Annotated in this window: 22 protein-coding genes; all 22 read left to right on the plus strand. The window is 37.9% G+C overall.

What is annotated here, in order from left to right; translation table 11 throughout:
- Positions 1 to 4 precede the first annotated feature (4 nt).
- The 22 genes from SK086_RS10060 (at position 5) to SK086_RS10165 (ending at position 25,392) form a co-directional block, all read left to right on the plus strand.
- Positions 5 to 2,659, plus strand: coding sequence for a T9SS type A sorting domain-containing protein (locus SK086_RS10060; protein WP_324691415.1), 2,655 nt, complete (start codon positions 5 to 7; stop codon positions 2,657 to 2,659).
- 502 nt (positions 2,660 to 3,161) lie between these two features.
- Positions 3,162 to 4,175, plus strand: a complete 1,014-nt coding sequence (gene pseB, locus SK086_RS10065) for a UDP-N-acetylglucosamine 4,6-dehydratase (inverting) (protein WP_324691417.1) — start codon at positions 3,162 to 3,164, stop codon at positions 4,173 to 4,175.
- Complete coding sequence (gene pseC / locus SK086_RS10070; RefSeq protein WP_324691420.1) at positions 4,172 to 5,356, plus strand: UDP-4-amino-4,6-dideoxy-N-acetyl-beta-L-altrosamine transaminase; 1,185 nt, start codon at positions 4,172 to 4,174, stop codon at positions 5,354 to 5,356. Before pseB ends, pseC begins: the two co-directional genes overlap by 4 nt.
- Positions 5,356 to 6,159: a hypothetical protein gene (locus SK086_RS10075; protein WP_295333307.1), complete on the plus strand. Its 804-nt coding sequence runs from the start codon at positions 5,356 to 5,358 to the stop codon at positions 6,157 to 6,159. The genes pseC and SK086_RS10075 overlap by 1 nt, the downstream gene beginning before the upstream one ends.
- Before the next feature lie 8 nt (positions 6,160 to 6,167).
- Positions 6,168 to 7,031, plus strand: a complete 864-nt coding sequence (locus SK086_RS10080) for an aldo/keto reductase (protein ID WP_295333305.1) — start codon at positions 6,168 to 6,170, stop codon at positions 7,029 to 7,031.
- Positions 7,025 to 7,795: a glycosyltransferase family protein gene (locus tag SK086_RS10085; protein WP_324691428.1), complete on the plus strand. Its 771-nt coding sequence runs from the start codon at positions 7,025 to 7,027 to the stop codon at positions 7,793 to 7,795. Before SK086_RS10080 ends, SK086_RS10085 begins: the two co-directional genes overlap by 7 nt.
- A complete protein-coding gene (locus tag SK086_RS10090) occupies positions 7,788 to 9,101 on the plus strand; it encodes an aminotransferase class III-fold pyridoxal phosphate-dependent enzyme (protein ID WP_324691430.1) in 1,314 nt (437 codons plus the stop codon). Before SK086_RS10085 ends, SK086_RS10090 begins: the two co-directional genes overlap by 8 nt.
- A 4-nt stretch (positions 9,102 to 9,105) precedes the next feature.
- Complete coding sequence (locus SK086_RS10095) at positions 9,106 to 10,098, plus strand: GNAT family N-acetyltransferase (RefSeq protein ID WP_324691434.1); 993 nt, start codon at positions 9,106 to 9,108, stop codon at positions 10,096 to 10,098.
- Positions 10,095 to 11,153 carry a pseudaminic acid synthase gene (gene pseI / locus SK086_RS10100; RefSeq protein WP_324691437.1) on the plus strand — a complete coding sequence of 353 codons (1,059 nt, stop codon included), beginning with the start codon at positions 10,095 to 10,097 and terminating at the stop codon, positions 11,151 to 11,153. Before SK086_RS10095 ends, pseI begins: the two co-directional genes overlap by 4 nt.
- The gene (locus tag SK086_RS10105) at positions 11,140 to 12,168 is read left to right on the plus strand and encodes a polysialyltransferase family glycosyltransferase (protein WP_324691439.1); all 1,029 of its coding nucleotides are present in this window, start codon (positions 11,140 to 11,142) and stop codon (positions 12,166 to 12,168) included. Before pseI ends, SK086_RS10105 begins: the two co-directional genes overlap by 14 nt.
- Complete coding sequence (locus tag SK086_RS10110) at positions 12,169 to 13,461, plus strand: lipopolysaccharide biosynthesis protein (protein ID WP_324691441.1); 1,293 nt, start codon at positions 12,169 to 12,171, stop codon at positions 13,459 to 13,461.
- 13 nt (positions 13,462 to 13,474) lie between these two features.
- On the plus strand, positions 13,475 to 14,710 hold the full coding sequence (locus SK086_RS10115) for an EpsG family protein (RefSeq protein WP_324691442.1): 1,236 nt from the start codon (positions 13,475 to 13,477) through the stop codon (positions 14,708 to 14,710).
- A gap of 18 nt (positions 14,711 to 14,728) precedes the next feature.
- Positions 14,729 to 15,847 carry a hypothetical protein gene (locus SK086_RS10120; protein ID WP_324691443.1) on the plus strand — a complete coding sequence of 373 codons (1,119 nt, stop codon included), beginning with the start codon at positions 14,729 to 14,731 and terminating at the stop codon, positions 15,845 to 15,847.
- Positions 15,844 to 16,998, plus strand: coding sequence for a CapA family protein (locus SK086_RS10125; RefSeq protein ID WP_324691444.1), 1,155 nt, complete (start codon positions 15,844 to 15,846; stop codon positions 16,996 to 16,998). The genes SK086_RS10120 and SK086_RS10125 overlap by 4 nt, the downstream gene beginning before the upstream one ends.
- A 3-nt stretch (positions 16,999 to 17,001) precedes the next feature.
- A complete protein-coding gene (locus tag SK086_RS10130) occupies positions 17,002 to 18,033 on the plus strand; it encodes an ATP-grasp domain-containing protein (RefSeq protein ID WP_324691445.1) in 1,032 nt (343 codons plus the stop codon).
- Entirely contained in the window at positions 18,030 to 19,097 is a 1,068-nt protein-coding gene (locus SK086_RS10135) for a glycosyltransferase (RefSeq protein WP_324691446.1), read from the plus strand. Before SK086_RS10130 ends, SK086_RS10135 begins: the two co-directional genes overlap by 4 nt.
- 121 nt (positions 19,098 to 19,218) lie before the next feature.
- Positions 19,219 to 20,064 carry a hypothetical protein gene (locus tag SK086_RS10140; RefSeq protein ID WP_324691448.1) on the plus strand — a complete coding sequence of 282 codons (846 nt, stop codon included), beginning with the start codon at positions 19,219 to 19,221 and terminating at the stop codon, positions 20,062 to 20,064.
- 6 nt (positions 20,065 to 20,070) lie between these two features.
- Positions 20,071 to 21,378, plus strand: a complete 1,308-nt coding sequence (locus SK086_RS10145; protein ID WP_324691450.1) for a nucleotide sugar dehydrogenase — start codon at positions 20,071 to 20,073, stop codon at positions 21,376 to 21,378.
- Positions 21,379 to 21,411: 33 nt separating this feature from the next.
- Complete coding sequence (locus tag SK086_RS10150) at positions 21,412 to 22,530, plus strand: polysaccharide (de)acetylase (RefSeq protein ID WP_324691452.1); 1,119 nt, start codon at positions 21,412 to 21,414, stop codon at positions 22,528 to 22,530.
- Positions 22,527 to 23,666 (plus strand): glycosyltransferase family 4 protein, encoded by a 1,140-nt coding sequence (locus SK086_RS10155; RefSeq protein ID WP_324691453.1) that lies wholly within the window; start codon positions 22,527 to 22,529, stop codon positions 23,664 to 23,666. The genes SK086_RS10150 and SK086_RS10155 overlap by 4 nt, the downstream gene beginning before the upstream one ends.
- A 6-nt stretch (positions 23,667 to 23,672) precedes the next feature.
- On the plus strand, positions 23,673 to 23,978 hold the full coding sequence (locus SK086_RS10160) for a hypothetical protein (protein ID WP_324691454.1): 306 nt from the start codon (positions 23,673 to 23,675) through the stop codon (positions 23,976 to 23,978).
- 76 nt (positions 23,979 to 24,054) lie between these two features.
- The gene (locus SK086_RS10165) at positions 24,055 to 25,392 is read left to right on the plus strand and encodes an MBOAT family O-acyltransferase (protein WP_324691456.1); all 1,338 of its coding nucleotides are present in this window, start codon (positions 24,055 to 24,057) and stop codon (positions 25,390 to 25,392) included.
- Positions 25,393 to 25,395: the final 3 nt, after the last annotated feature.

Genomic DNA, 25,395 nt, shown 5'->3' on the forward strand with positions numbered 1-25,395 from the left:
AAAAATGAAAAAAACAATAAAAAATTCAGTATTGAAGTTTGGATTGGTCCTTTTCCTGATGATGCTCAGCATCTCAGGAAGGGCGCAATCGTACACCATGAGTATGTCGGCGACCGCCTTGACCGACAGGACCATGGATGTTACTTTGAGAGTTACAGCTAATACTAACCAAAGATTTGGGGGGTATTCTGCAGGAATTAATTTTAGTACCTCCATTATTAATGGAGGTACCATTTCTGCCGCTTATGTGGCAAATTCAAAGAGTCCTGAATTGACCAACATGGTTATTCCCACCCCCGGAGTGGCAACGGCGGGTCATGTTCGTATTTCTTTGCAAGCATTGTCAGGTGCTAATGGTGTTGACATGGCGCAAGGGACTACATTGATTTTAGGGACATACAGAATTACGAATACTGTTGCATGGACAACTAGTGGAAATGCTTCACTTTGGTTGCAAAATGTTGTTGCTACGGGAAGAACCAATTCAGCTGTTAATGGTTATCCTTTTGGGGCTACTTCTCCAGCAGCGACTTACACAACTACCGCACCAACAGCCGGTGCTTTAGCTTTGGGTTATACTTCAGCGAGTCCGTTGTCATTGGTGTTAAACGCACCTTCTTGTCCTACGGCTGTTGCTGCCAGCAACTTAGTAGCTGAGTCACCTTGTGTGGGTTCTGCTAACGGAAGTGCTTTGATTACCTTAATAGGTGCGCCTAACAATAGTGCTGCTATTACTTATAAAGTTGATAATGGAGCGGATCAAAACGCTACTCTATCAGGAGGTGCTTTCACGGTATCCGGTTTGAGTGCCGGAAGTCACACCGTAACGGTTACTTATCCGACTTGTGGTGCTTTGACTACTTCATCGTTTACCATCGGAGCCGGTACTGCTTTAGTTACCCCAGGCGTATCATTAACGAGCAGCGATGCTGATAATACCTTTGCTTATGGTACAGGTGTTACCTTTGCCGCTTCGGCATCAAACTTAAGTGGTGGTACTGCTACTTATACTTTTACCGTTAACGGTCAAACAGTACAAAGTGGTTCATCGAATACTTACACCAGTAGTACATTGGCTAACGGGAATCAAGTACGCGCGAGCATCAGTATCTCAGGTGGTAGCTGTTTAACGGCTACTACTGCTAACAGTAATGTAATTACCAATACGGTAACAGGTGCTTATTTGACCAATATTACTAACTTCTGTGGATTGACTATGCCTGCTATTGATTCTAGAATCAAGTGTTCGGTACCAAGTGGAGTAGTAGGTACTTTGGGTTACCGATTCAGAGTAACTAATTTGACTACTAATGCTACTGCTACAGTGGATAGCAATATTGCTAATTTCAATTTAACGATGACCAACATTTATGCGTTTGGTACTTCGTTCAGCGTTCAAGCAGCTGCAGTTGTAAACGGTGTTTTACAACCATACAGTACACCTTGTACTATAACCACTCCAAGTTTACCAACCAACCAATTGGTGGCTACTTCTTGTGGACAGACTTTAGATGCTTTGAATACACGTATTTTTGCCTCTACGGTTGTGGGTGCTCAAAATTACCGATGGAGAGTAGCTTTGAGTACAGCTCCAACTACTTACTATGTGTTGACTACCAATTCTTCGAGTTTCCGTTTGACCAATGTGCCTAACTTACCGGTATCCTTTGGGGCAACTTACTTGGTGGCAGTACAGTCTGATATTTTGGTTAACGGTATCGCTACTACTACAGCTTATGGAAATGTTTGTTCGGTTAGTACACCAACGGTAAGTTCTGTTAGTATTTCAGCCAATCAGTGTGGTCAAACTTTGGCCGGTATCACCGATAGAATTTTCATCAATTCTGTTCCGAATGCGGTTAATTACACTTACCGTGTTAGAAAAGTTGGTACACCTACCAACTATACTTTGACTACCACCGCTACAAGTTTCCGTTTGACTAGTTTTGCGGGCTTGTCGTTAACTTTCGACTCACAGTATGCAGTGGCAGTTGCAGCTACTATAGTGATTGATGGTGTTACTTTTGAAGGTTCTTTTGGTCCGGAGTGTACTATCAGCACACCTGCTTATCCAACAGTTGGTTTACAAGAGTCTCAATGTAGTAATGGTGATCCTGAAAATCCGGGAGCTTACCAAGTTACATCTGCTTCTGAGTTGATTTATTGTGAGTTTGTATCGGGAGCTACTTACCAGTTTATCTTGCAAAAATTGGTTGATGGTACGCCACAAGGAACACCGATTACTTTAGATCGTTTGGGTAACTTCTTTAACTTGAACATGATTCATGGATTAGAGCCGGGTACTGAGTACTTGGTGTCTGTTAAATTGTTCTACTATGGTGAAGGGCCACAAGGTAAAGACTGTGTGATTAAAACACCAAATGCAACAACTGCTACCCGAGTAGCGGCTAAAGAGTTTACAGCGACAGCTTATCCTAACCCGTTTGAGAACAACTTCTTGATAGATTTGACTACTTCGAGCCAAGCGCCTGTAAGCTTAAAAGTTTACGATATGTTGGGCAGATTGATGACTACTTACGAAAGTAAAGCCAATGACTTGAGTACGTTAGCTATCGGGGATCAATACCCAAGCGGTGTTTACAACGTAGTGCTTACTCAAGGCGACGAAGTGAGAACTTTGAGAGTAGTGAAACGATAGGTTTTATTTGTTAATTACGAATTACGAATTACGAATTGTTAATTACGAATTAGGAATTACGAGTTCGTATAGTTTAGATAATAATCCCTGTCTCTGCAAAGAGGCAGGGATTTTTCTTGGTATAACTATTCGTTATTTGGTTGCTTTGTTTCGGTGAAGTGAATTTTTATTGTGATAGGCTGTTTTTTATTGTCGATAATAGGTTTTTGTTTAGTGTTTTATTGTGCAAATTCTGCCGGGTTTGTTATTATTTATTTTTTTTGGCCCATCTGATTGAAAAACGGGAGTTAACGTTATATTTTCATTATTAATGGTTACTTATTTGGGGTATTTAGTAGGCTGCCATTCATTTTTTTTTATCTTTGTAAATGTTAATATTTTTAACACTTTATTATTGAGAAGCAATTAATTCAACATGAAATGATTTTGGCTTTGTATACAGTTTTACTTTGTTCTCCAAACACTACAACTATTTATAATCTATATTAACCTTACATTACCAATGTTTTTAAAAGATAAAACTTTATTGATTACCGGAGGAACCGGATCGCTTGGAAAAGCACTTACGGCACACATACTCAACACTCATCCTGAGGTCAAAAAATTAATTATTTACTCTAGGGATGAGCAAAAGCAATTTGAGATGGCTCAAGATTATCCTACGAGCCGTTACCCACAAATTCGATTTTTTATTGGAGATGTGAGAGATCGTGAGAGGTTACTTCGTGCTTTTAAGGAAGTAGATTATGTAATTCATGCTGCGGCGATGAAGCACGTTCCTATTGCGGAATATAATCCGGATGAATGTGTAAAAACCAATATAGGTGGCGCAGAAAATGTAATTCATGCCTCATTAGAAACTAAGGTAGAGCGAGTTGTGGCTTTGTCAACAGATAAGGCTTGTGCTCCAATTAATTTATATGGTGCGACCAAACTTACTTCAGATAAATTATTTGTAGCGGCTAACAATATAAAAGGACATAATCCCATCCGTTTTTCTGTAGTTCGTTATGGCAATGTGATGGGGTCTAACGGTTCTGTAATTCCCTTTTTTATCAAGAAACGAAAAGAAGGTGTTTTGCCTATTACCGATCCTGAAATGACCCGTTTTAACATATCGTTGCAAGGAGGGGTTGATATGGTTATGCATGCTTTGGAGCATGCTTGGGGCGGTGAGCTTTTTGTGCCTAAAATTCCATCATACAGAATTTTAGATGTAGCAGAAGCTATTGGGCCTGAATGTAAAAAAGAGATTATCGGCATCAGACCCGGTGAAAAAGTACATGAAGAGATGATTACCGCTTCCGACTCTTTTTATACCTATGATTTAGGGAAATATTATGCTATTTTACCTTCAAGGCCTAATTGGTCATTGGATAATTTCACTACTACGTTCAAGGCTGTAAAAGTACCGGTTGGCTTTACCTATAATTCGGGAGAAAACACGGAATGGGAAACCATTGAAACCATGAGACAGCTCATTAAAGAACACGTTGATGAGAGTTTTACACTATGAGAAAAGCTATACCTTACGGAAGACAAAACATTACTGCCGAAGATTTAGCTGCGGTAGTTGCCACTTTACAGTCAGATTATTTAACCCAAGGACCGAAGATTGCCGAGTTTGAAAATGCTTTTGCCCAATATATAGGAAGTAAGTATGCGGTGGCCGTAGCTAATGGTACTGCAGCTTTGCATTTGTGTACTTTGGCTCTAGAGGTTAAACCCGGGCAAAAAGTTATTACAACGCCCATTACCTTTGCTGCTTCAGCCAATTGTGTTCGCTATTGTGGTGGAGAAGTTGTTTTTGCTGATATTGATCCGGAGACCTATCTTTTAGATTACAATGCTGTGGCGGCCTTACTAGAGGCTGCTCCCATGGGAACCTATCAAGGGATTATACCGGTAGATTTTGCAGGAAGAGCAGTTGATCTTGAGAAATTCAAGGCTTTGGCCCAACAATATGACCTTTGGATTATTGAGGACTCATGTCATTCACCCGGAGGCTATTTTACGGATTCAACCGGAACGGTACAAAATTGCGGTAACGGAAATTTTGCGGATTTAGCCATTTTTTCTTTTCATCCTGTTAAGCACATAGCTTCGGGTGAGGGAGGGATGGTTACTACCAACGATGAAAAGTTGTACCAAAAACTGTTACAATTAAGAACTCACGGTATCGTTAAATCGGAAGATTTATATACCAATACTATTGCATTTGCCGGAGGCGAAAACAATTATCCTGCGTGGTATATGGAAATGCAGGATTTAGGCTTTAATTACAGATTAACCGATTTTCAAGCTGCACTTGGTTTAAGCCAGTTGAAAAGAGCGGATGAGGGTATAGTCAGACGTCGGGCAATAGCCCAGCGATATGCTGATGCTTTTAAGGGGAAATCTTTCTTGAAAGGACAGTCGGGTGTAGTTGAAGGCCATGCTTATCATTTGTATGTATTGGAAACAGACGATCGATTGGGCTTGTATAATTACTTGAGAACACAAAATATTTTTGCTCAAATTCACTATATTCCTTGTCATTTAATGCCTTATTACAGGCAATTTGGTTGGGCAGCAGGCGATATGCCTAATGCGGAACGCTATTATAAGCATTGTATCAGTTTGCCTATGTATCCAACACTGACTGATGAAGAACAGCAGTTTGTAATTGATGAGGTTGTAAATTATTTTAACTCATAATGAAAAGGATAGCTGTTTTCGGTGCGTGCAGGGAAGGACTGGAGGTTTACAGAAGTCTATACGCTTCTTCGATTATCAGTCATGAAGCCGTTGTGTTTGACTTTCTCGACAATGATAGTCGATTGCGTGGAACCACCTATGAAGGTATTCCTGTTTACAGTCCGTATGATGCGGATTTGTTTGTTTATGACACAATAGTGATAGGAATTATAGCTTTTGAACGTGTACAAGAGCAGTTGGTTTCTTTAGGCGTTTCGACAGGAAAAATTAAACGATATTACTCAGAGGCCTACTTTAGTGACAAAGCTCGCAGTGTAGGGATGGCTAAGATTGGAAAATATTCCTATTTTAAACCCAGCACTATTTTATACAATGTAGAGATTGGCAATTATTGTCATATTGGAGCTGATTGCAGGTTGGGTTTGATAGGACACGATGTTAGCCAGTTGACCACTTATCCTTTTGGTTACCAGTTTGGTAAAAATAAAGAAGATTACGATTGCTCTAAAGACAGTACTTCCGACACTAAGAAAATGAATGTACTTACGATAGGTCATGATGTTTATATAGGTGAAGGCGTAACTATTATGTCGGGAATCGAAATTGGTATAGGTGCTGTTATCGGTAGTAAATCGGTGGTGACCAAAGATGTTCCTCCTTTTACCGTATTTGCAGGAACTCCTGCCAAAATGATAGCTGAAAGGCTCACACTAGCACAGCGCAATGCTTTGTTGGACAGTCAATGGTGGGAGCATGATAAAGAGGCTGCGGCCTCTATTTTAGAAGCTATTGCCCATTCTTAGTTTGCCTAATGAAAGAGAAGTTAATTTTAGGAACAGTACAGTTTGGTCTTGATTATGGGATCAACAATACTCAAGGTTTGCCCAACGAGTCTTCTGTAATTGCCCTATTAAAAGAAGCCTACGGTTACGGTATCACTGAGCTCGATACAGCAGCTGCTTATGGCGTTGCGGAACATAGAATAGGGCTTTATCATGAAGCCAATCCGGAGGATGCGTTTTTAGTTAATACAAAGTTCAGTAAGGATGTTGCGGTAGATTGGTTTGCTTCTTTGAAGGCCAGTATACAAGCCATGAAGGTTGAGGCTGTGCATACTGTAATGTTTCATTCTTTTGAAGCTTACCAACAAAATAAAGCCATTTTATCTGAAATTTATGCACAGGGTTATCCCCGATATTTTAAAAAAATAGGGGTATCGGTTTATACCAACGAAGAATTAGAAGCATTGCTTTCTGATGATTTGATATCGGTTGTACAATTGCCTTTTAATATGTTGGATAATGCCAACCTGAGAGCCACCATGCTGATGGCCTTAAAGGATTCCGGAAAGGAAATTCACACCCGTTCTTGCTTTTTACAAGGATTGTTTTTTAAAGACAGTAATGCTTTACCGGAAAAGCTTGAGCCTTTGCGTTTTTATTTGGATGAAATCAAAAGCATTGCCAATGATAACAAACTTGACATCGGCCATTTGGCCTTGCAATATTGTTTGACCAAACCCTATATAGATAAAGTTTTAATAGGTGTTGAAAGTATGGAGCAGTTGAACTTAAATTTACAGTGGAGCAGTGTTGTCATAAAAGCTGAAGCTTTATTGGCCATTGACCAAATTAATGTAGCAACTATAGAATTATTAAACCCTTCAAAATGGTAGCACCCAAAGTAATATTGGTTACCCAAGCCAGAATAGGAAGCAGCAGGTTTCCGGAAAAGGTATTGCAAAAATTAGGCGATGACACTTTGCTTGGGGTTCATTTGAAAAGATTAAAAAAATCGGTCTTGGCCCAAAAAATTATGGTGGCCACGACTCTAGAGCCCAAATCGAAACAAATAGCTGCTATAGCTAACCAAGCCGGAGTCTCTTTTTACCATGGTTCTACGGAAGATGTTTTAGACAGGTTTTATAAAGCTGTAGTTGACTATCAACCTGATTATGTAGTAAGGGTTACTTCGGATTGTCCGCTAATTGATGCTAGTTTGATCGATGCAGTAATTGAAATGACTATAACGAACAAACTCGATTATGGAGCTAATGTTTTAGTTGAGCATTTTCCTGACGGTCAAGATGTAGAGGTTTTTACTTTTGCCGCTTTGGAGCAGGCTTGGCGTGAAGCTACATTATTGTCAGACAGGGAACATGTGACGCCATACCTTAGAAAAAATGCGGATGTTAATGGCGGAACCCTATTCAAGGCTATGAATTTTGCGGCTCCTGATAATTATAATAAAGTTAGAATGACAGTAGACGAACCTTCCGATTTGGCCACCGTTGCGCTATTGATAGCGCAGTTGGGAACTGACAAGGATTGGAAAACGTATACCGACTATATTTTAGCACACCAAGATGCTTTAAGCAACCAAAGCATCACCAGAAATGAAGGTTATTTAAAATCATTAAATCAAGATACCCATGAATAACAGAACCGGACAAAAATTGTATGAGAAGGCAAAATCACTCATTCCCGGCGGTACCATGCTTTTATCCAAAAGACCGGAAATGTTTTTACCGGATAATTGGCCCAGTTATTTTTCAAAGTCGAAAGGCAATAAAGTTTGGGACTTAGACGGTAATCAGTTTACTGACATGTCTATTATGGGCATAGGTACGAATACCCTAGGTTACGGTCATGACGAAGTTGATGCAGCAGTAATGCAAACGATAAAGAACGGCAATATGAGTACTTTGAACTGTCCGGAGGAAGTGTATTTGGCTGAAAAGCTAGTAGCCATGAATCCTTGGGCTGATATGGTACGTTTTGCCAGAAGCGGCGGTGAAGCTAACGCTATTGCCATTAGAATTGCGCGTGCGGCATCCGGCAAAGACAATGTAGCCATTTGTGGTTATCACGGTTGGCATGATTGGTATTTGTCTACCAATCACAACAGTGGTGATGGTCTTTCAGGACATTTATTGCCCGGTTTAGAACCGGCCGGTGTGCCTAAAAATTTAAAAAATTCGGTGTTCCCTTTTCACTACAACAATATTGAAGAGTTAGAGCAAATTGTGGACACTCAAGATATAGGTGTAATCAAGATGGAAGTGGTTCGGAATTTTGGTCCGGAAGATAACTTTTTACAAAAAGTTCGCGATTTGGCAACTCAAAAAAATATAGTGTTGATTTTTGATGAATGTACTTCCGGTTTCCGGGAAACATTTGGCGGGATTTATAAAAAATATGGAGTTGAGCCGGATATGGCTATGTATGGTAAAACTATCGGTAACGGTTATGCTTTAACCGCAGTAGTGGGTAAGCGTTCGGTGATGGAAGCGGCACAAAAAACCTTTATCAGCAGTACTTTTTGGACAGAGCGCATAGGGCCTACTGCCGCCTTGAAAACACTAGAGGTGATGGAACGCATCCAATCATGGGACATTATTACTGAAAAAGGGAAACAAATGCAGCAAGGTTGGCAAAAACTGGCCGACGCTCATCAGTTGTCTATTACCATTTCAGGTATACCGTCCTTAACAACTTATGCCTTTAACAGCGATGATGCTTTGCTGTTCAAAACTTTTATTACGCAGGAAATGCTGAAGAAAGGATTTTTGGCCAGTACTAATTTTTATGCTTCCATTGCGCATGAAGATGTAGATTTTGCCCAGTATTTTGAAGCTTTGGATTCGGTTTACCATCAAATCAAAGCGCATCAGAACAGCGATGTTGACCTTCATACACTTTTAGAGGGACCTATTTGTCATTCCGGATTTAAGCGATTAAATTAAACACATGCAATATAAAGTTTTAGCGCAACAAGAGTTTGCTCATGCCCACTACAAAATTGTCCCCATTCGCTATGAGGACAGGATTGCTATTATGCAATGGCGCAATGAACAAATTTACCATTTGCGACAACAAAAACCATTAACCCTTGCAGATCAGGAGAATTATTTTACAAATGTCGTTTCGGGTTTGTTTGAACAGGAACAACCGAATCAAATTTTATTTTCTTATCTCGAGAATGATCAATGTATAGGGTATGGCGGTTTGGTGCATATTAACTGGAATGATCAGCATGCTGAAATTTCATTTATTATGGATACAGCCCTTGAGCAGGAAGCTTTTAGTGAGCATTGGACTATTTACCTCTCTCTCATTGAAAAAGTGGCTTTTGGAGCACTAAAACTGCACAAGATTTTTACTTATGCCTTTGATGTGAGACCTCATTTATATCCCGTGCTTGAGGCCGCGGGGTTTAAAAAGGAAGCGGTTTTAAAAGACCATTGCTTTTTTAACAATCAATTTAAAAACGTTATTATTCATGCTAAGTATCAAACTGCGTTTGAGCTCAGGAGGGCAGTTCCTGCTGATGTAGATGTAACTTTTAATTGGGCTACTGATGCCGTAGTGCGGAGGTATGCTTTGTCTCAAAATGCCATAGCATTTGATGATCATAAGGCATGGTTTGCTTCAAAAATTTCAAACGAGCAGGTTTTTTATTACTTGGCGTTTGTTGATCATGAACCCATAGGATCTATCCGATTTGATGTATTAGCCGACGAGGTTGTTATTAGTTATTTAATCGATCCTAAGCATCATGGAAAAGGATGGGGAAAGAAAATTTTAGAAGAAGGTATGATTCAGTTTGATAGCGATGCCCACACCGCTCCCGTGGTAGGGATTGTAAAAACAGACAATGTAGCCTCGCTTAAAATTTTCAGGGATTTGCATTTTAGAGAAGAAAGAATTGACGATAATACCGTAAAATTTACACGTAGATGAAAATAAAACATTTTGATATCCATAAGCATTCTAACGTTTTTATTATAGCCGAACTTTCCGCCAACCACAATGGAAGTTTAGCGGTTGCTTTGGAAACGGTTAGAGCCGCTAAAAGAGCCGGTGCCGATTGTATCAAACTGCAAACGTATACCGCTGATACCATAACTATAGATTCTAAAAAGGAAGATTTTTTGATTAAAGGTACTCTGTGGGAAGGAAGAAATTTATATGATCTTTACCAAGAAGCGTTTACGCCTTGGGAATGGCATCAGGCCATTTTTGAGGAAGCCGAAAGGAATGGATTGGTTTGTTTTTCTTCCCCTTTTGACAAAACTGCGGTAGATTTTTTAGAATCGTTACAGGCTCCGGCCTACAAAATTGCTTCCTTTGAAATTACGGATATTCCTTTGATAGAGTACACGGCTTCTAAAGGGAAACCAATTATTATTTCCACAGGTATCGCTACTATGGAGGATATTGAAATGGCCTTAGCCGCTTGCCGAAGAGTGGGGAATAATGACATTGCTTTATTGAAATGTACGTCAAGTTATCCGGCCCCAATAGATGAAGCTAATATGGTGATGGTAAAGGATTTTGAGGAGCGATTTGGTGTTATAGCCGGTTTGTCTGATCATACTATGGGCGCCACCGTTCCGGTAGTAGCCACCTGTTTCGGGGCTAAAATTATTGAAAAGCATTTTATTTTAGACCGAACTATCGGAGGACCAGATGCTTCTTTTTCGATGAATGAACAAGAGTTTACCGATATGGTAAAATCGGTAAGAGAAGCTGAGAAGGCTATGGGCGTAGTTGATTATGAATTGACCGAAAAACAAGCCAAAGGAAAGGATTTCTCTCGATCGTTGTATGTGGTTAAGGATATAAAAAAAGGTGAGGTAATTACCGAAGACCATGTTAAAAGTATCAGACCCGGTTTCGGATTACATCCTAAATACTACCACACTATACTGGGTCAAAAGGTTAATTGTGACTTGGAGAAGGGAACCAGAATGCAATTGGACTTTATAACCAATTCTATTAATGACGAAAAGTAATAAACACATGGAAACCAAAAAGACCAATGTTTTTTTAGTAAGAACACAATATCATGTGTTGATGGCTGTAAATACTATTTTTAGTCAATACCGTGATTACCACAATATCATTTACTACCTCAAGGGTCGAATCAGCAACGATTTTAAAAGCAATGAACCGTTTATTGAATTCCGGGAATTGGAACGAAATAAATTTGGTAATACCGATTTTGTAGGTGTTATCAAGGCTTTCAAACCAGAGCGTTTTTTCTTTTTCCAAGAAAACTGTTCCGAAACTTTGTTTTTACTGACTAAGCTTTCCAAAACAGGGATTACAATTTCATTGTTGCAAGACGGTACGAAACCTTACCACCATTACAAAAAGAAGCGTCTTTTGTATTGTATCCTACGAGATACGCTTAACGATTACAAAGAAATGTTTAAGCGAAAACAAGTAGCTTGGATTGGTTTTCACAACAATTACAAGTATGCTTTTTCTAAAGAAGTTGACGAAGTTTGGTTAACTTATCCTGAAAAATACAACAACAGGACTAAAAAGAAATTAGTGCAACTGCCTTATTACAGTGAGGAATCTATTGCCTTTTCCAACCACTTATTCCATTTTAAAATTGATTTTGATGTTGATTCCATCCTTTATTTGGGACAAGCTTGGAAACGGATTTATTGGGAAAGAGAAAAAGAAATTTTTGACTATTTATTAGCCAAATTCCCTGATAAAAAAATCATCTACAAGGCCCATCCTAATTCGGAACAAGGGCAGTTGGATTTGTACAACAGTTATCCGAATATTAGGGTGATTAAAGACAAAATACCGGCAGAATTGTATGTGTTGATCATGAAAAATACTATCATTTTGAGTGCTGCTTCTACTTCAATGTTTGCCTACAATGACAGCTGTAAGTATTATTACACCTATAAACTTTATAATTTCGGCAATATTTTTACACAAATAGATATAGGAAATCCTACCTCGCATATAGTGAATATTGACGATTTGAACGAAATTGTATTTTAAATGTTAAAAAGACTATATCATAAATTCCAATCTAATGATTTGCTCAAGACCGGCTCGTATTACAGCTTGTCGAGCACCGTTAATAGTTTTGCCAAAATGTTTGTAGGCATCGTAATTATGAGGTGGTTGAATCCTTATGAGTTGGGGTTGTGGAATGCTGTATCTATTTTTTTAGCTTATATTCCTTTTTTTCAATTGGGTATACAGAATGGTTTATCTATTGAGTTGCCTATTTTAATGGGAAACAATGATGCCGACTACAAAAAGTATATAGCATCGGCCCGATGGTACTCGTATTTTATTTCCATTTTATTTATGGTTGGCGGGTTGATGGCAACGCTAGCTTCGCTTTTTTTTGCGGATAGTTTTGAACTTACGCTGGGTATAGGCACTATTTGCATTATTGCGGCGAGTACTTCGCTAACCTTACATTTGATATCCACTTTTCGGACCTCTAAATCTTTTGATAAGTTAACCAAAATATACATTATTGAAAGTATTACCACTTTATTGGCTACTTATTTGGTATATCAATATCACTATTATGGTATTTTGCTGTTTAATATTTTGATAGTGGTACAACACACTGTACTCTTATATATTTATTCTCCTTACAAAGACATTAAACCGGAATACTCTAAAACCTTTTTACAAAAGCTCCTAAAAAGAGGGATGGTTATTATGTTGTTTTATCAGTTAAGGGTCTTGGCTCAAAGTTTTCCCAGATGGATTATATTGGCTTTGGGAGGCGTATTGCAGTTGGGGTTGTTTTCTCCGGCGATGGCTTTGAAAACAATGATGAATTTATTGCCCAGTCAAATCAACCAATTTTTGCAACCCCAAATGGGATTTAAATACGGTAAGGATGGAAAAGCCTCATTGCTTTGGCCGCATATCAACAAAATGATTTGGATTTATCCTTTGATATGTTTGCCTGTTACCATAGGGGTAATATTGTTTATGCCCTATGTAGTGACTACTTTTTTTCCGAAGTATACGGCCTCAATACTTTCCATTCAAATCATGTCGGTAGCCTTTATTTTTTCCAGTTATGCTACCACTCATAATATTTTATACACGCTCAAGGCCTATAAGGAAGCTTATGTTTTTTTATTTTTTGAATTGATAGGTTATGCTGCTTTTCCTTTTTTATGCTACTTTACTTTTGAAACCGATGTTTTAAGTAGTATTTCAATAGGAATTCTTATCAATTACATCTTTTTATATTTGTTTAATTATTTTTTGTTGAAGCAGGTACTTTTTGCTGATAAATACAACACTAAAATCACTTAATGATAAGAAAATCATGAATCGCAGCATTATTCCTAAATTACTTTTTGTTTTTATATGGCCATTTCCCGCTATGGTGAGTGTGTTTAAAGACTTGAAGTCGAAATATTTGTTGCTTTTTTTCATGCTGTTTGCAGTATTTGTTGGGATTAACTTTTTAGAGGGACCCAATTCTGATATGTACCGGTATGTTACTTCGGCTGTTTATTACAGGGATAACTCGTTTGTAGAAATTTTTTTAGAAAAGGACTTTTTTTATCCTTTGGTTTCAAAGTTGATAACCCTTATTTCCACTAATTTTTACTTTATAACGATTTGTTTTACCGCTATTTACTATTTTATATTTTACAAGTGTATCAAAGTAATAGCTGACAATGCTGATCCGGCTTACCAGACTTATTTGCCTTGGTTTTATGTTTTGGCTTTGTACACCGTTTTACCGTTTACTGTAGTTACTGCTTTCCGTTTCAACTCGGCGGTGTTGTTCTTTTGTTGGTGTTTGCTCGAGTATACGTTGAATAAAAAACGAAATTTTCTTTACCTTATTTTGTTAACCCCCTTTATTCACTTTTCGTTTTTGTTTTATACCGTTTTGCCCTTTGTTTTTTTATTGATCAAAAACTTAAAAAAGCGCGTGAATTTGACCCTATTGATATTTGGACTATCGGTAGTGTATTCTAATACCAATTTATCAGGTTTTGTAGATACCTTTTCCAAACAGTATTTAACGGATAGTATCTCTACCCAAGTTGACGCTTACGCCTCTGAAGAAGGTCAGGAAAGCAATAGTAAAAGATATGCAAAAGCAGAAAAAGAAGGCTCTGCCAAGAGGGCAATCAATAGGGGAATCATCACTTATTCTCGCCAGATTTTAATGTTTAGTTTGTTGTTTTTTATCCTTAAAAGGAGAAGATTTCTCATGCAGCATAAGTTTTATGAAGACCTTATGATTATGGCATTGCTTTCCTATTCCTTAACTAATTTTGCATCGTCAGTGCTTCATGGTAATCGCTTTTTTTCGGTCAGTAACTTCTATTTTTACTTTGTATTGTTTTATCTTTTGACAACGGTTAAATTTTCATATGCCCAAAACAAAAAATTTTATCACGAAAACAAAAGACTGTTTCATTTTATAAGTCTTTTGATAGTGTTGAATTTCTTCAATTTTACTTATATGGCTAAAATTGTTTTTAATTTACCCAATCTGTTTTTTGGTAATTGGCTCACGTCTTATTTTATTATAAACGGTTAATCTTAACAAAGTACAACCATGGTTGAAAACATTAAAAACATACTACTCAATGCAAAGGGATTTCGTTCGAAGCGAAAGATATTGGTTATTGAGTCGGACGATTGGGGTTCTGTAAGGATGCCTTCCGTTCAGGCATACAATGCTCTTTTAGCAGCCGGGATAAGGGTAGATCAATGTGGTTATAATCGGTTTGACAGTTTGGAAAATACCGATGATTTGACTGCGCTTTATGAATGTTTGTCGGCAGTAAAAGACCAAAACGGCAACTCGCCCGTAATTACCGCCAACACCATAGTAGCCAACCCGGATTATGAGATTATCAGGGCCGCTAAATTTGAACGTTATGCCTATGAAACAGTTACGGAAACGTATCAAAAATACCAAGGTTCCACACAAACCCTAGACATTATTAAGCAGGGAATGGCTGCGAAAATGTATTTTCCTCAATTGCACGGTAGAGAACATGTTTTTATTAAAAATTGGATGCGCGCTCTTGAAAGCGGTGATGAAGTGACCCGATTGGCCTTTGATAATCAGGTTTATGGGTTGAGTACCACTATAGTCAACGCTAAAAGGAAAAGTTTTTTAACCGCACTTGACCTCGATAATTTTGCTGATATTAAAACGCATGAAGTTATACTAAAGGAAGCCCAAGAGCTCTTTCAGGGGGCTTTCGGATTTAAGTCTACTTCATTTATAGCCGCTAATTATACTTGGCATCCGTTGCATGAAGCCTTATTGCATAAAATAGGTGTTGATACCCTACAGGGCAGTAGGGCTCAAAAAGTGCCCGGTGATTATGAGGGGTATAAAACCATTAAACACTATATGGGAGATTCTAATAGCCTTGGTCAAGTTTATCTGATAAGAAATGCCGGTTTTGAGCCTTCAACCAGACCGAATGTAGATTGGCAAGCTAAGATTACCAAAGAAGTACAAGCCGCTTTTTTAGTGGGGGCTCCAGTAGTTTTATCCACACATCGAGTAAATTTCATGGGCGGTTTAGAGGAGCAAAACAGGACTCAGAATTTGCAATTATTCGGTCGTATCCTCACCGATTTGGTAAAGCGCTATCCGGATATAGAATTTATGAATACAGTACAATTGGCTAACCACATAAGAGCATCAAAGAAATGAGTTATGATATTTTAGTTTGCGGCGATTTTTATGTTGGCCCCCACGCCGGCGGAAGGCTTGAGCCTTTGGTTGAGCGCAGAGAGTATGCTACCTTATTTGGGGAACTTTACCCGGATTTGCAGCAGTCGGCATTAACCATAGTTAATTTAGAGGCACCTGTAATTACTTCCGGTCAACCAACGTCTAAGACGGGTCCGGTTATTTCAATGAAGCCCATTGTTTTAGGAGCTTTGCAAAATGCAGGGGTGAATTTGGTAACCTTAGCCAATAACCACATTATGGACTATGGCGTTGCGGGATTTGAGGAAACTTTGACACGATTAGAGCAGTCTGATATAGCTTTTGTGGGTGCCGGAAAAACCAAGGCTGTCCGAAAGCAACCTTATATAAAAGAAATTAAGTCTAAAAAAATAGCCATCCTTAATGTTTGTGAGCATGAATGGATTACGGATGCCAAAAGTGAGGCTGGTGCTAATGGGGTTGATATTATTGACCACTTTACTCAAATTCAAGAGTTGCGGGATTCGGTCGATTTTATTTTGGTGATCTATCACGGCGGAAACGAATACCATCCGTTGCCTACGCCGGAAATGAAAAAGATTTTCAGGTTTTTTATCGATGCCGGTGCATCTGCTGTAGTTGGTCACCACACCCACACTTTCAGTGGGTATGAGTTGTACAAGGACCGCCCTATTTTTTACAGTTTAGGTAACTTTATTTTTGATAGTAACAAGAAGGCCAAGGGCGAAAATTGGCATACCGGTATGGCTGTTGGATTTACCATAGCAGAAGCGGCAATGCGTTTTGAGGTGATTCCTTTTTCCCAACACGAAGCCACCTTAGGTTTGACTAAATTAGAATCGAACCGACTTAAAAAATTTGAAAACACTATACAACATTATAATGCCATTATTGCTAATGATGAGCGCTTACAAGAGGAATATGTTGGGTTTGCCCAAAAAATGGGATTACAGTATTTGTCCTTTATAAATCCCTATGAAGGCAAGTTGAGTTCACTTTATAAAAAAGGTTTGTTGCCCTCTGTTTTTAGTAAAAATAAATTGTTGTTGTTGTTGAATTTGGTTCGTTGTGAATCCCACAAACAGTTGTTAACAATAGTGTTACAAGACGCAATTAAAAATAAAAGATAGCCCATGAGAATAGCTATACACGATACACCCGGCTCATTTTCCTCAAAATGGATTGCATATTGTCAGGAAAAAAATATCGACTACGGCCTTGTAAATTGCTATGATTCTGATATAATGGAACAGATGAAATCGTTTGATGTACTGTTATGGCATCACCAGCAGTCGCATCCTACCGATTATTTTATGGCTAAAAAATTGCTGGAAGCTTTGGAGTTTTGCGGTAAACTTGTGTTTCCAAACCACAACACCGGCTGGCACTTTGACGATAAAGTAGCGCAAAAATACCTTTTCGAAGGCTTGGATATTGCTACGCCACAAAATCATGTTTTTTACGATTTGAAAACACTTAGAAAGTTTGCCAAAACATGTTCTTATCCTATAGTATGGAAGCTAAAAGGCGGATCCGGGAGTAGGAATGTGAAATTGGTTAGGAGCGAATCCGAATTGATTAGTATTGGGAAACGCATGTTTGGCTCAGGGATAAGAGAATATGATGCCATAGATGGCATAAAAGAAGCCGTAAGGAGATACAAACTAGGGAAAAAGAAGCTTATTGATATCCTTAAAGCTATCGTCCATTTGGTTTACCCTGTGAAATATGAGCGTATGAGCGGTAAGGCTTGGGGTTATGTGTATTTGCAAGAGTTTATTCCCAATAACGATTCAGATTATCGCGTTATTGTAATCAAAGATAAAGCCTTTGCTATTAAACGGTATACCAGACCTAATGATTTTAGGGCCAGTGGTAGTGGTTATATAGAATACCAAAAAGAAAACTTCGATGACGAATTGCTGAGGGCTTCTTTTGCGATAGCCGATAAAGTTAAAACACAATGTGTGGCTTTTGATTTTGTATATAAAAATGAAAAGCCCTTATTGGTTGAAATGAGCTATGGTTACCGAAAAGAAGGGTACTACGATTGTGAAGGCTATTGGGACAGTAACCTAAATTGGTATCCCGGAACTTTTAATCCTTATGAATGGATTATTGAAGATTTGAAGGATGCGTTTTTAAACCAAAATCAAAACACTTGAAAGCAGTAATTTTAGTTTCTCCCAAATTAGGAATAGGAGGTATACAGCGTGCTATGACGAACTTAGCCAATTGGTTGTCCAATAATGGCTATCAGGTGACTTTTATTTCGTGTAAAAAAGAGGCCTTGTTTTATGATTTAGATCCTAAAGTAACCCTTGTAGTTCCACCCAAAGCGCATCCCGGTAAAGGAGGTAATTTGGTTTTTTATTATTGGTTTATTATACGGTTTTTAAGACAGCAATTTAAAGCTATACCTGCTCAAAACGTTATTTCTTTCGGCGACAGTTTTAATCCTCTTGTATTGATTGCAGCTTTGGGTTTGGGTAAGAAAGTGCATGTTTCAGACAGGACAAGTCCGGATTACAAGTTTAAATGGCACGTGAAATGGCTGAAGTTGCTTACCTACCGATGGTCGCATACCTTTATTGCGCAAACTTCGCGGGCAGCCAAATGGAATGAGAAAAAGTTTAACAATAAACTTAAAATAGTGGTTATTCCTAATCAGGTTCGTGAGGTAGTTCAGGATGTAGAAGCTACAAAAGAAGCGGTCGTTTTGTATGTAGGTCGATTTGCATGGGAAAAGAATCCTGCTGCATTGATTAAAGCTTTTGCTAAGCTTCAGCAAAGAAAAGATTGGAAATTGGTTATGTTAGGCGATGGACCACAGTTGGATGAGATGAAACAATTAAGCCAAACACTAGGTGTGGCAACGCAAGTTGAGTTTAAGGGTCAAGTGAAGGAAGTTGACTACTATTTTTCAAGGGCTTCCGTTTATGTGTTGCCTTCTGTTTTAGAGGGTTTTCCCAATGCATTGTGTGAAGCAATGGCCTTTGGTTTGCCATGTCTGACATCTTCAAAGATTCCTTATGCCGATTTAGGACAGCATGAGGAAGATTTTTTAATAGCTGACCCTGATGATATTGATGATTTTAGCCAAATGCTTCAACGATTGTTAAATGATGAAGCTTTGCGGCTTTTTTTGGGTAACAACGCCAAAAAGATTAACGAACGCTTATCTTTGGAAAAAATTGGACAACTTTTCGAATCCATTATGCAACACTAAAAATAACTAACCACAAATGAATTTTTTATATAAAGTATTTTTTTTCATCCCCAACTTTAAAAGTTTGGGATTTTTAGGAAAGGTTATCAATAAAGCGGTTTCCAAGGGGTTCTATTTTATAATGAATAAAACCGTTCCTAAATATTACGCTGACACCCAATCAGACAGTAAGTACGCTTTAAACAACAACAAAAGAGATTTTGAACTCATAGTAACCCTAACCACAATTCCTTCAAGGATAGACAATATTTGGATAACCTTGGAAAGTATTTTTCGTCAGTCTTACAAGCCTGATAGAATTATGCTTTGGTTGTCTGATGAAGAATTTAACGGTATTGTTTTGCCTAATAGTTTATTACAACTCAAAGCCAGAGGTTTGGAAATTAATTATTGCGAAAATTTACGTTCTCACAATAAATACTATCACACCGTTGTTAATAACCCGAATGCCACTATTATAACCGTTGACGACGATATTATTTACACTGAGAATATGATTGCCAATTTGATGCAAATGCATACTGAGTTTCCGGGTGCTGTGTGTTCGAATATGACCCATTTGGTGACCTATCAAGACGGTAAATTGGTGCCTTATGTAAAGTGGAAGCCCACTTACAAGAAGATACTTAAACCCACTCATCGATTAATTCAGTTAGGGGTGTGCGGTGTACTTTACCCGCCTAAGGTTTTGCCGGAAGTTTGTTTTGACAAGGCACTCATTAGGGAGTTGAGTTATGGTTCGGACGATGTATGGCTCAATACCATGTGTTTGATTAATAACACTCCGATTGTTACCAACAAAACATTCAACAAGTACTTCTTAACCATTAGCGGATCCCAAAAAGTATCGTTGTTAGCTATTAATTCTTTTCAAGGCAGAAAAGACAAGATATTGGAAGCGGTTCACCGGTATTTCAAAATTACAGAACAAGATTTTAATAAGGAAGTAAAAATAAATACAAAATAGTAAGTTATGAAGATTGCAATCTTTGGTTTAGGTTATGTTGGCTGTGTTTCTGCAGGCTGTTTGTCGCAAAAAGGACACACCATCTATGGCGTTGATGTAGATACCAATAAAGTAAATTTAGTGAATTCCGGTAAGGCTACCATTATTGAAGACGGATTAGACGAGTTGATAGCTGAAGGCGTAAAAATTGGTAATATTACGGCTACAACTGATGCCGAATGGGCTGTTTTAAATTCGGATGTTGGGATTATTTGTGTTGGAACTCCTAACACTGCCAACGGTCATTTGAACATGGAATACATCACTAAAATTTCTGAACAAATTGCCGTTGCTCTCAAAAAGAAAGAGGAGTTCTACACCATTACCATTCGCAGTACAGTAATGCCCGGTACTAACTTGGAAATTTGTAACTTAATATCTTCGATTTCAAATAAAGAGAATGATAAAGGGTTTGCAGTAGTATCAAATCCCGAATTCCTGAGAGAAGGAAATGCCATAGTGGACTTTTTTAATCCTCCTTACACCGTAGTGGGATCAACCTCTCCTAAGGGAATTGAAAAAACCAAAGAGATGTTTTCATTTCTTGACGCACCGGTAAAAGTAGTTGGTGTTGAGGTTGCGGAAATGATTAAATTTTTAAACAACTCTTTCCATGCCTTAAAAGTAGCTTTTGCCAATGAAATTGGGAGGCTTTGTAAATCCCTTAATGTAGATAGTCACGAGTTAATGGATCTTTTTATCGGCGATACGCAACTCAATATTTCACATCGCTACTTAAAACCCGGACTTTCCTATGGTGGTTCTTGTTTGCCAAAAGATTTGAGAGCTCTCAACATCTTAGCACACGATAAATATGTCTCTATTCCTGTTTTGAAATCAGTGGCGCAAAGTAACATTACCCACAACAATTATATTTTCGACTTGATTAGTGCCAAAAAAGTACATAAAATTGGTATAGTTGGATTGTCATTCAAAGAAAATACCGATGATTTGAGATTCAGTCCGAGTTTAGAATTGTGCGAGAATTTAGTTGGTAAAGGCTATGCCATTAAGATATACGATCAAAATATAAACCTCTCAAGATTAGTGGGTAAGAATAAAGATTTTCTCTTCAGTCATTTGCCTCATATTAATGTGTTGTTGATTAATGAGGTGGACGACTTTTTACAAGACTGTGATTTGATTGTTTTTGCCCAAAGAAGCAATCATGTATTGGAACAGTTGGATCGCATTAAGAAGGATACCATAATATTAGATCTTGTTAATATCGATAAGCTTAAGGCATTCGAGAATTATGAAGGTTTGTGTTGGTAATTAATCCGGTTTTATAATCAGAATTACTTCGATATGATAAATGTACTAAGAAAATCTTATGTGAATTTCAGGGGTTGGAGTACCAAGCGTAAGTTATTGCTCATAGAGTCTGACGACTGGGGTAGTATTCGAATGCCAAACCGAGAAGTTTACAACCTTTTGTTGTCTAAAGGGTTACCGGTAGACCGTTCAAGATATTCCAAGTTTGATACTTTGGAATCACAAACAGATTTGGAACGATTGTTTGAAACGCTTGCGAAAGTTAAAGATAAAAACGGTAATGCTGCCAGCCTTACTGCTAACTATTTGGTAGCGAATCCTGATTTTGAAAAAATTAAGCAAGATGATTTTAAAAATTATCATTACGAAGATGTATTTCAAACTTACGGGCGCTATGGTGATGCGGCAACCATAAAAAAGCTTATTGTTGCCGGTACGAAAGAGAATGTTTTTTATCCTCAATTTCACGGTAGAGAACACCTTCATCCGCTAAGATGGCTGTTTTCGGTAAATCACTGTCCTAATGAACGATTGTGTTTTGATCATTTTGCTATCCCGGGAGTTCCTTTGCAGTGTGCTCCTGAGACCACCAAAAAGTTTTTGGCCACATATGATTACTACAATCTTGAAGAAAAACAATTTAACGAAGAAGCCTTGGTTGATGGGTTGAAAATGTTTGAACAAATTTTCGGTTATCCGTCAAAAACATTTATTGCACCTCAATCAGTGAGAGGAGAACATTTAGATGGGATTTTGCATAAGCATGGGGTTTTATACCATCAAAACGGACAACAATTATTACCTTCCTTAGAAGACAAGAACAATTCGGCAGTTAATAAATATTGGGGTTATAAAAATGACTTCGGGATGTTGTACTGGAGGCGAAATGTGACTTTTGAACCTAGCAAAAACCCTAATTTTGATAGTGTTTCATCGGCTTTGAGCGAAATAAAAAATGCTTTTCTGTTTGGAAAGCCTGCTGTGATTAATAGTCACAGGGTCAATTTTATAGGTTCGATTTCAGAGGCCAACCAAGCAGATTCTCTTGGTAAGTTGGAGCAGTTGTTGACTAAAGTAGTTCAAATTTGGCCTGATGTTGAGTTTGTGAACAGTCAACAACTAGGTGAATATATGACAAATACCCGGAAATGAATAAAAAACTAATAGTTGGCATAACGGCGCCCGGAAGCGTGATTTTAATTGCAGGGCAATTGCGATACTTTAAAGATTTGGGCTACCAAACCTATTTAATGGCACCCAATCATGAGAGGGTAGTTGATTATTGTCGTAACGAAGGCTGTGTTCATTTACCGGTAGATTTAGAACGAGAGATTTCACTGCTGAAAGACCTTAAAGCACTGTATCAAGTGATCAGACACTTGCGAAAAGTGAAACCTGATGTGGTGAATTTCGGGACGCCTAAAGTGAGTCTTTTGGGTATGATTGCTGCTAAGTTGCTTGGCGTAAAAAACAGGATTTACACTTGTAGGGGTTTTCGATTTGAACACGAAACCGGCATGAAGAAAGCCATTTTAGTTGGTATGGAAAAAATTACCGCTCGTTTTGCTCACAAAATCATTTGTATTAGTAATTCGGTCAGAGAATTGGGTCTTGACAACGGTATTTTTTCGGCCGCACAATCTTTGGTAATTCACAAAGGCAGCAGTAACGGAATTGATCTTGAACGATTCAATCCCAATCAAATAAATGCGGCCGATAGTGCTGATTTGAGAAAGCAGCTCGGCAACGATGAGTCCCATTTTGTTTTTGGTTTTGTTGGTAGGCTAATCGATCGCAAAGGCATTAAAGAACTTTATGAGGCCTTTGCCAATTTGTATCGGGATAATGATAAGCTAAAATTATTGATTGTTGGCCCCGTAGAGGAGAGTCAGATTAGCGACTTAAGTTTGATTAGCAACATGCAACAGCATCCCGGAATTTTGTTGGTTGGTACTCAAAGTAATGTGCCTTTGTACCTTTCGGTTATGGATGTGTTTTGTTTACCCGCTTGGTGGGAAGGATTCGGTAATGTTTCTGTTCAAGCCGCAGCCATGGGTTTACCGGTGATTGCAACCGATGTTACCGGCAGTAAAGATGCTGTTTCCAAGGACTATAACGGCTTGTTGGTTATGCCTAAATCGGTTTCTGCACTTCAAAATGCTATGTACTTACTCTACCAAAATGAAGAAAAACGACAAGAGTTAGGACGCAATGGCGTTGTTTGGGCTACAAATTTTGACAGTAAAATGATATGGAACGAAATGGATGCGTTGTATAAATTAAAATAATGGCCAATGTTTCAATTAGTTAAAAGATTATTTGATATCCTTTTCAACACCTTTGTTTTAGGAATGGTCATAATTGTTTTATTGCCGGTTGTTGTGTTGGTTTATATCCAAACCTTTTTTTTGGAATTGCTTACCCCAAGCCTTAACACTTATTCTATTTATAAAACAGCTACCCAAATAGGACAGTTTTTTAAAGAAATTAAATTTATTGTTTTATACCACGCCGGAGAAGCTTTAATGTTAATTAGAGATAGATTAGAATTAGAAATTAAAAATGTGTTGTACCTAAATAAAGCTCAAAATGCTCTTTAATTCACTTGATTTTTTACTTTTTTTCCCAATAGTTTGTCTGCTATTTTTCGGATTGCCGCAAAAATTCAGATGGTTAATGCTTTTAGTAGCCAGTTGCTATTTTTATATGTATTTTATTCCAATATACATTTTAATTTTAGCCGGGACTATAGTAATAGATTATTTTGCAGGTATACTTATTGAGCAAAATCATGGGAAAAGGCGGCGTTTTTATCTTATTGTGAGTTTGTTTGCCAACATCATGGTTTTGGCAGTTTTTAAATATTACAATTTCTTTATTGAAAATATAGAGACCTTGTTAACGGCCTTGGGCAGTACAACACGACTTCCTTATCTCTCCATACTATTGCCTGTTGGTTTGTCTTTCCATACTTTCCAAGCCATGAGTTACACTATTGAAGTTTACAGAGGCAAACAGAAAGCAGAAAAGCACTTTGGTATTTATGCTTTGTATGTGATGTTTTTTCCTCAACTTGTAGCAGGTCCGATAGAAAGACCGCAAAACGTTCTGCATCAATTTCACGAACACAAAGTCTTTACTTATGCTAATTTGATCAAAGGATTGAAGTTAGTTATATGGGGGTTTTTTATGAAGGTTGTTGTGGCAGATCGATTGGCTATATATGTAAACGCAGCCTACAATAACGTAGACAATCACAATGGAACTACACTCTTGTTGGCTACAACATTTTTCTCATTTCAGATATACTGTGACTTTGCCGGTTATTCTTCTATAGCCATAGGTACAGCCAGGATCATGGGTTTTGACTTGATGACTAATTTTAACAGACCTTACTTTGCCAGAACTATTTCTGAGTTTTGGAAACGATGGCATATTTCGCTCAGTACTTGGTTTAGAGATTATCTCTATTTGCCTTTGGGCGGGAACAAAGTATCCAAATACCGTTGGTATTTTAATTTGTTTGTTGTTTTTTTGATTAGCGGGATATGGCATGGAGCCAATTGGACGTTCGTTATTTGGGGTGCCTTAAATGGCTTTTACTTAGTGATGGCTATAGTGAGCCAAACCTTTAGGGATCGTATCAATAATGCTTTGGGACTAACCAGAAACAGAACTTTTTTTACAGCTTTACAAATCATTACAACTTTCATTTTAAGCTCGTTTGCATGGATATTTTTCAGAGCAAATACAGTAGATGAAGCATTTTTAATTGTGGAAAAGATAACCACATCTTTGTCCGGAAATTTGTTTGTAAAATGGGATGTATTCTTTGCGGTTTTCATAGGACTTATCGTTTTACTGTTGAAAGAGTTTAGAGATGAGTTTTTATCCAATAAGTTGTCGTTTTTAAAAAAATACAATTTGAGTTTAGTGTTTTATGCAGTAATCGTTTCACTTATTCTTTTGATGGGTGTATTTGATGAGGGGCAATTTATTTATTTCCAATTTTAATTA

This window comes from Flavobacterium cheonhonense (assembly GCF_035671315.1).
Taxonomy (GTDB): Bacteria; Bacteroidota; Bacteroidia; order Flavobacteriales; family Flavobacteriaceae; genus Flavobacterium; species Flavobacterium cheonhonense.

What these genes read in the sequence shown, in the direction of transcription:
- SK086_RS10090 (WP_324691430.1), top strand. Translation starts at nt 7,788, where the DNA reads ATGAATAACAGAACCGGACAAAAATTGTATGAGAAGGCAAAATCACTC.
- SK086_RS10120 (WP_324691443.1), top strand. Translation starts at nt 14,729, where the DNA reads ATGGTTGAAAACATTAAAAACATACTACTCAATGCAAAGGGATTTCGT.
- SK086_RS10165 (WP_324691456.1), top strand. Translation starts at nt 24,055, where the DNA reads ATGCTTTTAGTAGCCAGTTGCTATTTTTATATGTATTTTATTCCAATA.
- SK086_RS10150 (WP_324691452.1), top strand. Translation starts at nt 21,412, where the DNA reads ATGATAAATGTACTAAGAAAATCTTATGTGAATTTCAGGGGTTGGAGT.
- SK086_RS10115 (WP_324691442.1), top strand. Translation starts at nt 13,475, where the DNA reads ATGAATCGCAGCATTATTCCTAAATTACTTTTTGTTTTTATATGGCCA.
- SK086_RS10085 (WP_324691428.1), top strand. Translation starts at nt 7,025, where the DNA reads ATGGTAGCACCCAAAGTAATATTGGTTACCCAAGCCAGAATAGGAAGC.
- SK086_RS10095 (WP_324691434.1), top strand. Translation starts at nt 9,106, where the DNA reads ATGCAATATAAAGTTTTAGCGCAACAAGAGTTTGCTCATGCCCACTAC.
- pseC (WP_324691420.1), top strand. Translation starts at nt 4,172, where the DNA reads ATGAGAAAAGCTATACCTTACGGAAGACAAAACATTACTGCCGAAGAT.
- SK086_RS10105 (WP_324691439.1), top strand. Translation starts at nt 11,140, where the DNA reads ATGACGAAAAGTAATAAACACATGGAAACCAAAAAGACCAATGTTTTT.
- SK086_RS10155 (WP_324691453.1), top strand. Translation starts at nt 22,527, where the DNA reads ATGAATAAAAAACTAATAGTTGGCATAACGGCGCCCGGAAGCGTGATT.
- pseB (WP_324691417.1), top strand. Translation starts at nt 3,162, where the DNA reads ATGTTTTTAAAAGATAAAACTTTATTGATTACCGGAGGAACCGGATCG.
- SK086_RS10130 (WP_324691445.1), top strand. Translation starts at nt 17,002, where the DNA reads ATGAGAATAGCTATACACGATACACCCGGCTCATTTTCCTCAAAATGG.
- SK086_RS10060 (WP_324691415.1), top strand. Translation starts at nt 5, where the DNA reads ATGAAAAAAACAATAAAAAATTCAGTATTGAAGTTTGGATTGGTCCTT.
- pseI (WP_324691437.1), top strand. Translation starts at nt 10,095, where the DNA reads ATGAAAATAAAACATTTTGATATCCATAAGCATTCTAACGTTTTTATT.
- SK086_RS10110 (WP_324691441.1), top strand. Translation starts at nt 12,169, where the DNA reads ATGTTAAAAAGACTATATCATAAATTCCAATCTAATGATTTGCTCAAG.
- SK086_RS10075 (WP_295333307.1), top strand. Translation starts at nt 5,356, where the DNA reads ATGAAAAGGATAGCTGTTTTCGGTGCGTGCAGGGAAGGACTGGAGGTT.
- SK086_RS10140 (WP_324691448.1), top strand. Translation starts at nt 19,219, where the DNA reads ATGAATAAAACCGTTCCTAAATATTACGCTGACACCCAATCAGACAGT.
- SK086_RS10160 (WP_324691454.1), top strand. Translation starts at nt 23,673, where the DNA reads ATGTTTCAATTAGTTAAAAGATTATTTGATATCCTTTTCAACACCTTT.
- SK086_RS10125 (WP_324691444.1), top strand. Translation starts at nt 15,844, where the DNA reads ATGAGTTATGATATTTTAGTTTGCGGCGATTTTTATGTTGGCCCCCAC.
- SK086_RS10145 (WP_324691450.1), top strand. Translation starts at nt 20,071, where the DNA reads ATGAAGATTGCAATCTTTGGTTTAGGTTATGTTGGCTGTGTTTCTGCA.
- SK086_RS10080 (WP_295333305.1), top strand. Translation starts at nt 6,168, where the DNA reads ATGAAAGAGAAGTTAATTTTAGGAACAGTACAGTTTGGTCTTGATTAT.